11 protein-coding genes are annotated in these 14,655 nt (G+C 40.8%); 9 read left to right on the forward strand and 2 right to left on the reverse strand.

Annotated features, from left to right (window positions below; genetic code table 11):
• The first annotated feature begins 53 nt into the window (after positions 1-53).
• Positions 54-1,376 (forward strand): TolC family protein, encoded by a 1,323-nt coding sequence (locus KF872_05730; protein ID MBX2903040.1) that lies wholly within the window; start codon positions 54-56, stop codon positions 1,374-1,376.
• 5 nt (positions 1,377-1,381) lie between these two features.
• Here the strand turns inward: KF872_05730 and KF872_05735 are convergent, their stop codons facing one another.
• Positions 1,382-2,632: a sterol desaturase family protein gene (locus KF872_05735; protein ID MBX2903041.1), complete on the reverse strand. Its 1,251-nt coding sequence runs from the start codon at positions 2,630-2,632 to the stop codon at positions 1,382-1,384.
• A 211-nt stretch (positions 2,633-2,843) separates the two neighbouring features.
• Here KF872_05735 and KF872_05740 point away from each other — a divergent pair, with 211 nt between their 5' ends.
• From KF872_05740 to uvrB, 3 genes are read left to right on the forward strand one after another with little or no spacing between them, the layout of a single operon-like run.
• Positions 2,844-3,329: a GNAT family N-acetyltransferase gene (locus KF872_05740; protein ID MBX2903042.1), complete on the forward strand. Its 486-nt coding sequence runs from the start codon at positions 2,844-2,846 to the stop codon at positions 3,327-3,329.
• 37 nt (positions 3,330-3,366) lie between these two features.
• Complete coding sequence (locus KF872_05745) at positions 3,367-4,632, forward strand: aspartate kinase (protein MBX2903043.1); 1,266 nt, start codon at positions 3,367-3,369, stop codon at positions 4,630-4,632.
• Between the two features lie 5 nt (positions 4,633-4,637).
• Positions 4,638-6,680, forward strand: coding sequence for an excinuclease ABC subunit UvrB (gene uvrB / locus KF872_05750; protein MBX2903044.1), 2,043 nt, complete (start codon positions 4,638-4,640; stop codon positions 6,678-6,680).
• Between the two features lie 35 nt (positions 6,681-6,715).
• On the opposite strand, the gene KF872_05755 is transcribed toward uvrB, so the two are convergent.
• The gene (locus KF872_05755; protein MBX2903045.1) at positions 6,716-8,161 is read right to left on the reverse strand and encodes an amino acid permease; all 1,446 of its coding nucleotides are present in this window, start codon (positions 8,159-8,161) and stop codon (positions 6,716-6,718) included.
• Between the two features lie 219 nt (positions 8,162-8,380).
• Here KF872_05755 and KF872_05760 point away from each other — a divergent pair, with 219 nt between their 5' ends.
• From KF872_05760 to KF872_05780, 5 genes are all read left to right on the forward strand, one after another.
• Positions 8,381-9,181, forward strand: coding sequence for a tetratricopeptide repeat protein (locus KF872_05760; protein MBX2903046.1), 801 nt, complete (start codon positions 8,381-8,383; stop codon positions 9,179-9,181).
• A gap of 73 nt (positions 9,182-9,254) precedes the next feature.
• Positions 9,255-10,715, forward strand: a complete 1,461-nt coding sequence (cysS, locus tag KF872_05765; GenBank protein ID MBX2903047.1) for a cysteine--tRNA ligase — start codon at positions 9,255-9,257, stop codon at positions 10,713-10,715.
• Positions 10,716-10,835: 120 nt separating this feature from the next.
• Positions 10,836-12,374, forward strand: coding sequence for an ABC transporter permease (locus KF872_05770; GenBank protein ID MBX2903048.1), 1,539 nt, complete (start codon positions 10,836-10,838; stop codon positions 12,372-12,374).
• An 8-nt stretch (positions 12,375-12,382) separates the two neighbouring features.
• Positions 12,383-13,666: an ABC transporter permease gene (locus KF872_05775; GenBank protein ID MBX2903049.1), complete on the forward strand. Its 1,284-nt coding sequence runs from the start codon at positions 12,383-12,385 to the stop codon at positions 13,664-13,666.
• 28 nt (positions 13,667-13,694) lie between these two features.
• A complete protein-coding gene (locus KF872_05780) occupies positions 13,695-14,645 on the forward strand; it encodes an NAD-dependent epimerase/dehydratase family protein (GenBank protein ID MBX2903050.1) in 951 nt (316 codons plus the stop codon).
• The last annotated feature ends 10 nt before the right edge of the window (positions 14,646-14,655 follow it).

A 14,655-nucleotide genomic window follows, 5' to 3' on the forward strand; every position in this document is an offset into this window, starting at 1 on the left:
CAATTGCTTTCTATGAACCTACATATTCTTTTCCTTTGCCAAAATTTTCATTCATGAAACACTGCTTTCTGCTACTCCTTTCCATTGCTATAAATATTGCGCTTTGCGCACAACAGTCGTTTACATTAGAGCAAGCCATTGCGTATGCCATGCAGCAAGCACCAAGCTTTCAAAACAATAAAATAGACAGGCAACTGGCAGCATCGCGCCATTTTGAAAGTATTACCAAATACCTGCCCAAAGTAAATGGCAACGCAGAATACAGAAACAATTTAAACCTAGCGGTAAATCAAATTCCCGCAGAGTTTTTTGGCGGCAAACCCGGAGAATTCAAAGACATAAAATTTGGAGTAAAATACAACTCCTCCGCAGGATTGGATTTCTCACAACCTATTATTGATGCCGGAACCATTGGCGATATTCTTTACAGCAAAGAGGGAAAGCTGCTGAGCGAGTATCAAATACAGCAAGCTACAATTGAACTAAAAGCCAATGTTACCAAGGCGTATTACAATGCCCAACTCAATGCCAAAAAAGTAGAAAAAGCCAATAAAACTGCTGAGCGCAATCAAAAAATACACCAAGAAGCCCAAGTAAAATTCAACAACCAACATGCTACCAAAACCGATGTAAACCGAGCTTATTTAAACTGGCAGCAAGCTATGTACCAACAGCAATTGGCAACCGATTTGCTCCAGCAATCAACCTTGGCACTAATGCAGCAAATTGGCTTCCCGCTAAATCAAAAATTAGAAATTGCAGATAAACTTCCGCTACACTTTAATACCGATACTGTAATTCAATTAGCAGAAAATTCAACCGTTTTTTCATCGCGCATTGAATATAAAATCGAGCAACAGCAGGCGCAACTCAACCATTGGCAAATACGCAAAATAAATTTGCAATATGCACCCGGCATCTCATTTTTCGGTTATGTAGGCGGGCAAGGATTCTCAAACGATGCTAATGTGTTTGCTTCAAAATGGAACCAGGTTTCGTATGTTGGTTTACGTTTGGCTATGCCGATATTCGATGGTTTACAAAAGGCCACCTTGGTACAGCAGCAAAAACTACAATTAAAAAAGAGCAACAACAACCTACGCCAAATTGAACAAACTGTAAACTACCAACTGCAATCTTCGGCATTAAGCCTTGCCAATACGGCTCGAAACGTAAAAGTTCAAGAACAAAACATGGCACTTGCCGAAGAAATTTTAAGCGATGTAAAAGTACGTTACGAAAATGCTTTTGCTACCTACCAAGAAGTATTGGATGCAGAAAATGTACTAAAAGATGCCGAGGTACTTTACTTTACGGCACTGCACGATTACTTGGTTGCCGAAGTGGAATGGAAAAAAGCAAACGGAAAACTGTAAACGCACTACAGCGCCTTAACGTAATAATCGCGGTTTAAAATATAATGAACCGTAAGCCATATTACACAAGTAATTCCTGCGGCCACCGATATTCCGAGCATTACACTAAACCAGTTTATATGCCAATACCAATAGTAGGTATTTAGGCTTAAAACTATAGCCGTTACACGCAAATACTCTGCTGTCCAAATCCATTTTTTACCTTCGAAAATACCTCCAATAATTAGCATAGAGCTAAAAATTACACTCGTAAAAACCAGTCTGTAAAAAATAGATACATTTTCGAAATGATACATAAATGTTACCGAGCCGCACAACACAACAGCAAATTGAATAGCTGCATACCACCTTAAATTGGTAGCCACATCTTTATTGTACTTAGTATAAGTAGCTTTATCTACTTCAGCTGGCGCTTGAAAACCACCTGCATTTTCAGGCTGCCAACCCGGTTTAGCAAACAAAATTCTTACTTTATCTTTAAATGAAGTAAAGCCGGTTGCCTTATTCCAAAGTTCAACATAGTAATGTACATTAGCCCAAAGGGGATTCCAACTTTTTAGCGGAGTGGTAATACCGTAAGTAATTTCATTGGCAACTTCTTCCTCTTTAAAAGTTCCAAACATTCTATCCCAAATAATAAAAATGCCACCGTGGTTTTTATCAATATACTTTGGATCGCGCGAATGGTGCACTCTATGGTGCGAAGGCGTATTAAACACAAACTCAAACCAACGAGGCAATTTACCAACCATTTTTGTGTGAATCCAAAACTGCCCAATAGTTTGTATCGCAGCAGCAGCACCAAAAGTTAGAGGCGAAAAACCCAATAGCGGCAAAGGCAAAAACAGAAAAAACGCCAACAAATTATGAAACCACGACTGGCGCAATGCCACACTCAAATTGTACTCCTCGCTTTGGTGGTGAACCACATGCGCTCCCCAGAATAAATTCACCTCGTGCCCCCATCTGTGTGCCCAATAAAAAATAAAATCATACACTACCACACACAGCAAAATACTCCACCAAGTTGTAGGAATACTAATAAGCCGAATATTATCATAAATAAGAACAAACAAGCCCAACAGCAACACCTTGCTAAACAAATTAAAAACCTGCTGCCCAATGCCAATGAGCAAATTGTTTACCGTATCGTTTAAGCGATACAACTTTAAATGTTTCCGTTTACCAAGCCAGTATTCAACTGCAATGCTTAATAAGAAAAAAGGAATGGCGATTAAGATATAAACAGCCTGCATATACACCCACTTTAATTTGAAATATTAACTGCGCTTCTAAAGTAAAAATACAAACGCAACATGCAAAATCTTTAAACACATTTATGCCTACATAAAAAACAAGGCAAGCCAGCGCCTCCACACCAACAATAAATAACAATTGCCCATCAAACAAAATAGTAAAAACAACTTTCATCTTTGGCTGCCGCTATTACTTTTGCACCTCCATTTTATGAGTATAACTATAAGAGAAGCAACTAAAGAAGATGTACCCGCCATGCTGCTGCTAATTAAGGAACTGGCAGCTTATGAGCGCGAACCCGAAGCCGTAATAAATTCCGAAGCCATGATGCTCGAAGACGGCTTTGGCACAAACTCTATTTACAAAGCCTTTGTAGCTACCATAAACCATACAGTTGTAGGCATTGCACTTTACTATACTGCTTACTCAACTTGGAAAGGAAAAATTTTGTACTTAGACGATATTGTGGTTACACAAAGCCAAAGGCGTTCCGGCATTGGCAAGCAGCTTATTCACAACGTTTTAAAAAAAGCTCACCAGCAAGGTGTAAACCAAATTCGCTGGCAAGTATTGGAGTGGAATACACCAGCCATTGAATTCTATAAAAAAATAGGCGTAGAATTCGATGCACAATGGATTAACTGCCGTATGAGTAAAGAAACCATTGCAAACTATATTGGCAATTCAAATTATTAAAAAACAACAGCAAGCAATCATAAATTTCACAACAACAATGAACGTTTACAAATTTGGAGGAGCATCGGTAAAAGATGCCGCAGCAGTAAGAAATGTAATTAAAATCCTGGGCGAAAATCCCGGAAACAACAAGGTAGTTGTTATCTCTGCTATGGGAAAAACCACCAACGATTTAGAAGCCGTAATCAACACCTATTATGCAGGAAACGAAGAATGGAAAAACCTGCTCCATACTGTTTTCGAAAAACACCTTGCCATCATCAACGAATTGTTTGACACCCAAAAAGAAGAAGTAATCAATGCCGTGAAACTAATTACAGATAAAACGGCTGAATTTTTATCACACAACAATTCGCGTCATTACAACTTTATTTACGACCAAGTAGTAAGCATTGGCGAATATATTTCTACCACCATTGTAAGCCATTTTGCCAACAAAGAAGGTTTAAAAAACACCCTGCTCGATGCCAAAGACTGCGTGTTTACAGACAATGCTTATACCGAAGGAAAAATAGACTGGCGCAAAACCGAAAAAGCCATTCCCGAAAAAGTACAACTCCTCACACAGCAAGGTTTCATTATCACACAAGGTTTTGTAGGTTGCACACCCGAAGATTTCACCACCACTTTAGGGCGCGAAGGTTCCGATTACACCGCTGCCATTTTTTCCTACGCACTCAATGCAGAGCGTATGACCGTTTGGAAAGATGTAGAAGGAATTATGAATGCCGACCCAAAAGAATTTCCCGAAGCACAATTTATTAGCGAACTCTCCTACCACGAAGCCATAGAAATGACTTACTATGGCGCAAGCGTAATACACCCAAAAACCATTAAACCCATACAGAATAAAAATATCCCGCTCGAAGTTCGCTCCTTTGTAAACTCCGCTAAACGCGGCTCTGTTATTAGCGCCAATGCCAACAGTAATTTCCTGCCGCCTGTAATTATTAAAAAGAAACAGCAGGTACTGCTATCCTTCACCGTAAAAGATTTTTCCTTTATAGCAGAAGACCATTTAAGCATTCTCTTTACCAAATTTGCCGAACACCGCCTGCGCATCAATATGATGCAAAACCAAGCCATCAGTTTTAGTGTGGCAGTAGATTTTAAACGCGAAAAAATAGACAATGTAATAGAAGAACTTTCAAACGATTTCTCCATTACAAGAAACGAAAACCTTACACTGCTCACCATCCGCCATTACAACGAAAGCATTGTAAATAAACTTACCAGCGGAAAAGATATTTTGCTCCGCCAACTATCGCGCACTACCTTGCAACTGCTGTTGCGCGAAATCTAAAACCACTGTTTATGGAATTTAAATTGCACACCAAATACAAACCATCGGGCGACCAACCTCAAGCAATTGAGCAGCTTACCGAAGGTGTGCAATCCGGTGAAAAACACCAAGTGCTTTTAGGCGTTACCGGCTCCGGAAAAACCTTTACAATGGCCAACGTAATTGCCCAAGCAAACCGCCCCACGCTTATACTTTCGCACAATAAAACTTTGGTAAGCCAATTGTATGGCGAGTTCAAACAGTTCTTTCCGGAAAATGCCGTAGAGTATTTTGTATCGTACTACGATTACTACCAACCCGAAGCCTATATTCCATCCTCCGATACATTTATAGAAAAAGACCTCTCTATAAATGAAGAAATAGATAAACTCCGGCTAAGCACCACAGCATCGCTACTTTCGGGCAGGCGCGATATTATAGTAGTGGCATCGGTAAGTTGCATTTATGGTATGGGCAATCCCATAGATTTCGAAAGTGGAATTGTGCGCATTCACGAAGGGCTAAAAATTTCGCGCAACACCTTACTCCACCACTTGGTAAATGCATTATACTCCCGCAGCGATATAGAATTAAACCGCGGCACCTTCCGCGTAAAAGGCGACACCGTAGAAATTGTATTGCCCTATGCCGATTATGCCTACCGCATTACATTCTTTGGCGATGAAATTGAAATGGTAGAAAGTTTCGACCCTACCACCGGGCGCACACTTGGCCGCCCTGCAAACGTGGCCATTTTCCCGGCAAACATGTATGTAACTTCGCGCGACTTACTAAAACTTGTATTGAATGAAATAAAACTTGACCTCGATGCACAAGTTCATTACTACAAAGAAATTGGAAAACATATAGAAGCTGCACGCCTTAAAGAGCGCGTGGAATTCGATATGGAAATGATGCGCGAACTCGGCTATTGCAGCGGTATAGAAAACTATTCGCGCTATTTAGACCGTAGGCTCCCCGGCACCCGCCCATACTGCCTGCTCGATTATTTCCCCGAAGATTTTTTAATGATAATTGATGAAAGCCACGTTACCATTCCGCAAGTAAGAGGCATGAGCGGTGGCGATAAACAGCGCAAAATGACCTTAGTTGAACACGGCTTCCGCCTACCATCGGCAATGGATAACCGCCCACTCAACTTCGATGAATTTCAAGCCATCAATACACAGCTTGTTTATGTAAGCGCCACTCCGGGCGAATACGAGTTAGAACAATCCGGTGGCATTATTGTGGAGCAAGTAGTGCGCCCCACAGGTCTGCTCGACCCTCCAATTGAAGTACGTCCGAGCCTAAACCAAATGGATGACTTAATGGAAGAAATTCATAAACGCATTACTGCTAAAGAGCGCGTTTTAGTTACCACTATTACCAAACGAATGGCTGAAGAGCTTACCAAATTCCTAACACGCTTCAACATTAACTGCCGCTATATTCATAGCGAAGTAGATACTTTAGACCGAATTGAAATTATACGCGATTTAAGGCTTGGAAAATTTGATGTACTCATTGGCGTAAACTTACTTAGAGAAGGCTTAGACCTTCCTGAAGTATCGTTAGTAGCCATCTTAGATGCCGATAAAGAAGGTTTCTTACGCAACAAACGCTCTCTTATTCAAACTGCCGGAAGAGCCGCCCGCAACGCAAATGGCTTGGTAATTATGTATGCAGATACCATTACCAACAGCATGCAGCTTACTATAGACGAAACCCAGCGCAGGAGAGAAAAACAGATTGCATACAACGAAGCAAATGGCATTACTCCAGAAACCGTATTTAAAAGCAAAGAAGAAATAATGAAGCAAACAGGCGTACTCGATATTCGTAGAGACCCTGTAAAATATCTCGAAAGCGAAGAAGAAGAAACCGTAACAGTTGCTGCCGAGCCTATTGTTCAATACATGAATAAAGAACAGTTGCAAAAATCTATTGAAGCCACTAAAGAAAAAATGCTTCAAGCAGCTAAAGACACCGACTTCTTACAGGCAGCCAAACTACGCGATGAAATGATTGCCATGCAACGCCTGCAAAAAGAAAAATTTGGCGAATAACGGAATGCCGCTCCTCCCCTTTCCTTAGCAATATACTACTTGTTTAATTTGCTATGCTTTCTACCATACATAAAATAAATAGCTACACCAATTGCCATCCACACAATTAAGCGCAACCATGTATCTGCCGGCAGCGACACCATCATTACAAAACAAATTATTATACCTAAAATTGGCACCAATGGAACCAATGGCGTTTTAAAACTGCGTGGCGCATCGGGCATGGTTCTGCGCATTACTATAATGCCGGCACATACCAGCAAAAAGGCAAAGAGCGTTCCAATACTAGTCATTTCGCCCACCACCCTGGCAGGCACAAATGCCGCAAAGAGGCTTACAAAAATCATAAAAAGTAAATTCGACTTAAATGGTGTTTTAAACTTCTTATGCACCTCAGAAAAAACAGATGGTAGCAATCCATCTTTACTCATAGAGTAAAACACCCTGGTTTGCCCCATCAGCAACACCATAATTACCGATGAGTAACCCGCCAAAATTGCCAATATAATAGCCTGTTTTAACCAAGTATAAGGCGTGTGCTCAATAGCCACCGCTACCGGAGCAATACCGTCTTGCCCTTGAAACTCTTTGTAATTAGCAAGGCCTGTCATTACATGCGCAAACAACACATACAGCACCGTGCAAATTGCCAACGAAAGCAAAATGCCAATGGGCATATCGCGTTTAGGGTTTTTAGCCTCCTGCGCAGCAGTAGAAACCGCATCGAAACCTATGTATGCAAAAAATATTATACCCGCAGCTCGCACCACACCGCTCCAACCAAACTCACCAAAATTACCTGTATTTTCCGGAATATATGGTGTATGGTTTGCAGGATTTATATACGACCATCCCAACGCAATAAACACCAAAACCACTATTACTTTCATGGCCACTATTACATTGTTAAAAGAAGTAGATTCTTTCGTTCCCTTCATAAGCAAGAGCGACATCAATACCACTATCAACACCGCAGGCAAATTTACAATACCGCTTACTATACTGCCATCGGCTAGAGTTGCCGAATCAAATGGCGACATTGCCAATGCATCAGGAATATAAATATGCAATGCCTCCAAAAACTTTTTTAGATAGCGACTCCAACTTATAGCAACCGTTGCCGCTCCCACTGAATATTCCAGCACTAAATCCCAACCAATAATCCATGCAATAAACTCGCCCATGGTAGCATAAGAATAAGTGTAAGCACTTCCTGCAACCGGAATCATACTCGCAAACTCGGCATAGCACAACCCTGCAAATGCACACCCAATAGCTGCAATAACAAATGAAATGGTAACTGCCGGCCCTGCATTATAGCCTGCTGCCGCACCCGTAATTGCAAAAAGTCCTGCGCCAATAATGGCGCCAATTCCCAATGCCACCAATGCACCTGCGCCAAGTGTACGTTTGAGTGTATCTGCACCTTCTTCGCTTTCACTTAAAAGCTGTGTAATAGATTTTTTACTAAACAATGCCATGTTCTCAAAAAAATGTGTGGCACAAAATAGCTTTTTTTCAAACCCTAGATAATAGTGTCTATGCCCCCAATTATTCAAACACACTGCCGCACCAACACTTTTATAGATTTAAACCACCACTACTGCTGGTTTCTTCCATAAAAAGCAACCTTACTTTACTATATAAAATGAAACCTTTTTATGAATAAACCGTAATGCAAAGCATAAAACAAAAGACTTATGCGCAAGATTGTATTTACTTTTGCCGTTGTATCACTATCGTGGAATATTTTTGCAGCACCCACACTCACTAAACACGAAGAGGCCTTTCACAAAGGAGAACAAGAATTTATTGCCGGTAACTACGAAGAGGCCGTAAAGTATTTTAATACTGCAATTTCTCAAGCACAAGACCGCTACAAATATTTTTACATGCGTGCCTTGGCCAATAAACAAATGGAACTAACCGATGACGCTATTGCAGACTTTTCGCGTGCCATTAAACTAAAACCAACTGCCGAAGCGCTGTATGAACGCGGTATTATCCATTTAAGCAATGGCGATATGGATGCCGCCAAAAGCGATTTTGAAGACGTAAAAATTTCAAAAGACAACTTTAAAAACATTCAATACTACTTAGGGTTGGTTTACTACCGAGCCGGAATTTACGAACATGCCCTGCAAGCATTTAACCGATACATTGGCGCAACCGGTGGCGATGGCGACACCTACTACTACAAAGGCTTATCGAATGCCAGCATAAAACACTACGATGAAGCAATTGCAGACTTAAACAAAGCGCTGCCCTACAAAAAAAACAACCTGCTTATACATGTAAAACTGTATGAACTATACGTGCAAACCAATCAACCGGAAAAAGCAGTGGCAAGCCTTTCTGCCATGATAGAACTTTCACCCAAAAACAAAGTAAGCGAACTTTACATGGAAAGAAGTTTGCTATATGGACAACTGGGCGATATCGAAAAATCGAATACAGACCGTACTAAATCAAGAGAAACAGCAGTATCTATGTTCAACTAAACAACATATTTTTGCAAATGAAATTTTGAATGTGTGGCTTTCATAGCCGCACATTTTTATTTTAGCCCCGCTTATGGCAGAATTACAACTTTACAACACGCTTTCCAGAGAAAAAGAAATTTTCAAACCACTCAATGCACCTCTAGTAGGTATGTATGTTTGCGGCCCCACAGTTTACAACTCCGTACACTTAGGCAACTGCCGCACATTTGTATCTTTTGATGTTCTATATCGCTACCTGCTGCACTTAGGTTACAAAGTGCGTTACGTGCGCAACATTACCGATGCAGGGCACTTAGAAAGCGATGCCGATGTGGGCGAAGATAAAATAGCAAAGAAGGCTCGCTTGGAACAGTTGGAACCCATGGAAATTGTACAGCGTTACACAGTAGATTTTCATAAAGTACTGGAACAATTCAATACACTGCCGCCCAGCATTGAACCTACGGCAACCGGCCACATCATTGAGCAAATTGAAATGACCGAAAAGATTTTCAGTAACGGTTATGCCTACGAAACCGATGATGCCATTTACTTTGATGTAGAAAAACTTGCTGCACATTTTCCGTATGGAAAATTAAGCGGTAGAAACTTAGATGAACTATACAATAATACCCGCGACCTAGACGGACAAGAAGCCAAAAAAGGCAAGCTCGATTTTGCGCTCATGATTAAAGCTAAGCCTACTCATATTATGCAATGGAGTTCTCCGTGGGGTAAAGTATTTCCGGGTTGGCATTTAGAATGCAGCGCCATGAGTTCAAAATATTTAGGCGAAGAATTTGATATTCACGGAGGTGGCATGGATTTAATCCCTACCCACCATACCAACGAAATTGCACAAAATATAGCATGTTGCAGTAAATCGCCTGCACGCTATTGGGTACATACCAATATGCTCACCGTAAACGGGCAAAAGATGAGCAAAAGCCTCGGCAATTCATTTTTACCGCACGAATTATTTACAGGCAACCATCCATTGTTAGAAAAAGGATATTCGCCCATGAGCGTTCGCTTCTTTATGCTGCAAGCGCACTACAGAAGCACCCTCGATTTTAGCAACGAAGCCTTACAAGCTGCCGAAAAAGGTTTTGCACGCCTTATGGCTGCTGCCAAGTTACTTCCAACTCTTAAAACATCGGCCACCTCTACTTCCAATATCGAAGCACTCAAAACCAAAGTGTACGAAGCACTCAACGATGATTTAAATACACCTATTGCACTTTCACATTTGTTTGAAGGTGTGCGTATAATCAACAGCATCAATGATGGAAAAGAAACCATTACAGAGGCTCACAAGCAATTGCTTTTTACACTCTTTAATGAAATAATTTTTGATGTATTGGGCTTGCAAGACGAAACTCAAACCGGCAGCAATATAGACGGCATCATGAAAGTTATCTTAGAAATAAGAGCCGAGGCAAAAGCCAAAAAAGATTTTGCTACCTCCGATAAAATACGCGATGAATTGCTAAAAAACGGTATTCAAATAAAAGACAGTAAAGAAGGAGCCACTTGGAGCATCAGCAATTAAGTACTCCAAATGCATGTATAATCAACATTTATGCCTTCATTTTACCGGAATTAAGTACCTGTTGCTAACATTTTGTTCAATTTTATTTTTACTTTGGTATAATTGCCCGTTCATTTAGATATGCTTACATACATACTCAAGCGGATATTATATTTCATTCCCACATTCTTTATTATATCGCTATTTACTTTTTTATTAAGTCAAATGGCTCCTGGCGACCCTGTAGAACTAAAATTGCAAGGTGGTTTGCGAGGCGATAGTGGTCAATCCAGCGAAAAAATTGCAGGCGAAAAAGCCTATTTTGAACTAAGTCAAAAATTGGGCAGGCACTTACCTCCATTCTATTTCAGCATTACTTCTAAGGCTTTTCCCGATACGCTGTATAAAATCTATAAAAAAGACCAGCGCGAAAATCTCGAAAAGCTAATTGAGCAATACGGAAACTGGAACGACATCAGCCGATATTTTTATTCTGCCAAGCAATTAGAATTTGCGCTCTACGATCGCCATCCCGATACAATTGACAATACACTGTTTGAACGCACGCGCACCATTCGCGAGGCATGCAATTATTTGTACCGCAACCACGACCATGGAGACATATTACTGCATATTTCCGAAATAAAAACTGCCGCTGCTTCAAGCATACAAATTACAGATTCTGCCACCGGAAAAACCACCGCCTATAATGGCTTGGTCGATATTCTTCCTTTGGTAAATAATGTAGAAAAAAACTATGAAGCCGTACGAGCCAATGCAAACAACAGCGCAAAATATATTCCTGCATTTTATTGGTATGGCACGGCTAACCAATATCACCGCTGGCTTTTTGGCGATGAACCTTGGTTTGGCGAAAACAACGATCCAACTAAAACATCCAAAGGTTTCTTTAGAGGCGATTTTGGTCATTCTTATTTAGATGGTCGTCCGGTGGTTTCTATTATTGGCGATGCCATAAAATGGACATTGCTATTAAATTTAATTGCCTTCATTATTACCTATGCAGTTTCTATTCCAATGGGCGTTTCGTTGGCTGTAAAAAAAGATACTACTTACGACCGTATTACTACTACCGTTAATTTTATACTTTACTCGCTGCCAACTTTTTGGATAGCTACTTTACTTATTACATTCTTTACCAGCGATTACTATGCCAATTGGATGGATTTATTCCCTACGCACGGAGTAGGAAAAACCGGAGACGATTACAGTTTTTGGGAACAATTTACAGACCGTAGTTACCACTTTATTTTACCACTGTTCTGTATGGTATATGGTTCTTTTGCTTACATCTCGCGCCAAATGCGTGGTGGTATGCTTACCGTATTAAGGCAAGATTTTATTAGAACCGCCTTTGCCAAAGGTTTAGAGCCGGGCACTGTTTATTGGAAACATGCTTTCCGCAACTCACTCATTCCTATTATTACCATGTTTGCCAGCTTTTTACCTGCCATGATTAGCGGCTCGGTAATCATTGAATATATTTTCACCATTCCGGGCATGGGTAGAGTAAGCTACGAAAGTGTGGTAGCGCGTAACTTCCCTGTACTGTTTACCTTGCTGATGTTTTCTGCCATTTTAACGATGGTAGGTAACTTACTCAGCGATATTTTATACGGAGTTATAGACCCTCGAATTTCATTCACTAAAAAGAAATAACAATATAAATGGCTGCGAAAACTGGCGAAAGTTATTGGGATATTGTAAAGCGGCAGTTCCGAAAAAATAAAATGGCGGTGCTATCGCTGCGAGTGCTGTATGTATTGCTTTTTATTGGGTTGATGGCAGATTTTATTGCCAACGAAAAACCACTTGTTTGTAAATACAAAGGCAATACCTACTTCCCTATTTTTAGGCAGTATTTAGTAGATTTAGGCGTAGGTGCTTGGCCTAAAGATTTACAAAATGCCGATTGGCTCAACATGCAATATGATTTTGCCGTACACCCTCCAATTCCATATTTACCCACCACGGTAGATTTAACCAATGGCGACTATGCCAGCCCGGGTGGCGAACAAGAAGTAGCTTCGTGGCGCTGGAGGCACCATTTGGGAACCGACCAAATTGGCCGCGATGTACTTTCAGGACTTATTCACGGCACGCGCATTGCCATGCTTGTTGGCGTGGTAAGTATGGTTATAGCTACTGTTATTGGAATTTTGTTGGGAGCAATTGCCGGCTATTTTGGCGATAGTCGCTTACAGGTTTCAAGAGTTCGCTTACTGCTTAATATCCTCTTTATATTCTTTGCTTGGTTCTATGCATTTAGTGTACGTGGCTATGTAATGGAACAGGCTCTGGCAGAAGGTTTTGGTACATTTACCTTGCAGTTTTTGTGGTCGCTAGTGTTGTTTTGCTTTATTATGGTTATTCCCAACATATTGGCAATACCATTAAAGAAGATACCATTCCTTTCGGCTAAGGTGGTGGTTCCGGTAGATATAATTATTTCGCGTGCTATCGAAATTATCATTTCCATTCCAACCCTACTTTTAATTCTTTCCATTACGGCTATTGTAAAAAAACCTTCCATTATTCTTATTATGGTCATTATTGGTTTAACCGGATGGACAGGTATTGCCAAATACATTCGTGCCGAGCTTTTGCGCGTTCGCAGCTTAGAGTATATTGAAGCAGCACAAGCTCTCGGTTTCAGCGAATGGAGAATTATATTAAAACATGCTATTCCCAATGCACTCACTCCCGTGTTGATTGCAATTGCGTTTGGTGTGGCAGGTGCTATTCTGGTAGAAAGTTCTTTATCGTTTTTAGGAATTGGTGTGCAAGCTGAAGTAATTACTTGGGGAAAACTGCTAAGTAGTGCACGCGAAAACTCAGCCGCTTGGTGGTTGGCAGTGTTTCCAGGACTTGCTATTTTTGTTACCGTTACCATTTTCAATTTATTGGGCGAAGGCTTAACCGATGCTATGGATCCTCGCTTAAAACAATAAAGGACTTTTCAATTTTATTGGAAAGAACATGACGAACGAAACTATTTTAATTACCGGAGCCTGCGGACAATTAGGCACCGAACTTACAGAAGCCCTTTGCACTATTCATAAACGTGTAATTGCTACCGATTTAAAAGATGCAGTTCCGGCATTAGGCAATACAGAGTTTAGAAAATTAGATGTACTCCACAAGCCAAGTTTGGCAGAAATAATTGAAAAGGAACATGTAACCCAAGTTTACCATTTAGCCGCCATACTTTCTGCCACTGGCGAAAAGCAACCCGAATTGGCTTGGCGCATCAACATGAAAGGCTTAAGGAATGTATTGGATACCAGTGCTGCCTTTGGTGTAAAAAAAGTTTTCTTCCCCTCTACCATAGCCGTATTTGGAAGTTCTACACCTAAAATAGATACTCCGCAATATACCGCCATGGAACCCAATACTATTTACGGTATTAGCAAACAAGCTGGCGAGCAATGGTGCCAATGGTATCATAAAAATAAAGGTTTAGATGTGCGCAGCGTGCGCTATCCGGGTTTAATTAGCTACAAAACCAAAGCAGGTGGCGGTACTACCGATTATGCCGTAGAAATTTTTTACGATGCCTTAGCCGGAAAACCTTACCACTGCTTTTTAAAAGACGATACCGTTCTGCCCATGATGTATATGCCCGATGCCGTGCGCGGCACCATAGAACTCATGCAAGCACCGGCAGAAAAAATAACCGTGCGCACCGCCTATAATTTTGCAGGCTTTAGTTTTGCGCCCAAAGATATGGCAGCAGCCATCCAGAAGCACTTACCCGATTTCACCATAAACTACACACCCGATTTTCGCCAGCAAATTGCAGAAAGTTGGCCCCAAAGCATCAACGATTCTTTTGCCCGCCTAGATTGGAATTGGCAACCAAATTTCAATTTAGATAAAACCGTGGCAGATATGCTTAGCAATGTAAAATTGCCCGAATCGGTTGTGTAAATAATATTAT

It is taken from the genome of Chitinophagales bacterium (genome assembly GCA_019638515.1).
Classification (GTDB): Bacteria; Bacteroidota; Bacteroidia; order Chitinophagales; family LD1; genus UBA7692.

Bases quoted from the DNA above. Each gene is read 5' to 3' on its own strand.
- KF872_05735 (MBX2903041.1), bottom strand. From the start codon at position 2,632: ATGCAGGCTGTTTATATCTTAATCGCCATTCCTTTTTTCTTATTAAGC.
- KF872_05755 (MBX2903045.1), bottom strand. From the start codon at position 8,161: ATGGCATTGTTTAGTAAAAAATCTATTACACAGCTTTTAAGTGAAAGC.
- KF872_05775 (MBX2903049.1), top strand. From the start codon at position 12,383: ATGGCTGCGAAAACTGGCGAAAGTTATTGGGATATTGTAAAGCGGCAG.
- KF872_05740 (MBX2903042.1), top strand. From the start codon at position 2,844: ATGAGTATAACTATAAGAGAAGCAACTAAAGAAGATGTACCCGCCATG.
- KF872_05730 (MBX2903040.1), top strand. From the start codon at position 54: ATGAAACACTGCTTTCTGCTACTCCTTTCCATTGCTATAAATATTGCG.
- KF872_05760 (MBX2903046.1), top strand. From the start codon at position 8,381: ATGCGCAAGATTGTATTTACTTTTGCCGTTGTATCACTATCGTGGAAT.
- cysS (MBX2903047.1), top strand. From the start codon at position 9,255: ATGGCAGAATTACAACTTTACAACACGCTTTCCAGAGAAAAAGAAATT.
- KF872_05770 (MBX2903048.1), top strand. From the start codon at position 10,836: ATGCTTACATACATACTCAAGCGGATATTATATTTCATTCCCACATTC.
- KF872_05780 (MBX2903050.1), top strand. From the start codon at position 13,695: ATGACGAACGAAACTATTTTAATTACCGGAGCCTGCGGACAATTAGGC.
- KF872_05745 (MBX2903043.1), top strand. From the start codon at position 3,367: ATGAACGTTTACAAATTTGGAGGAGCATCGGTAAAAGATGCCGCAGCA.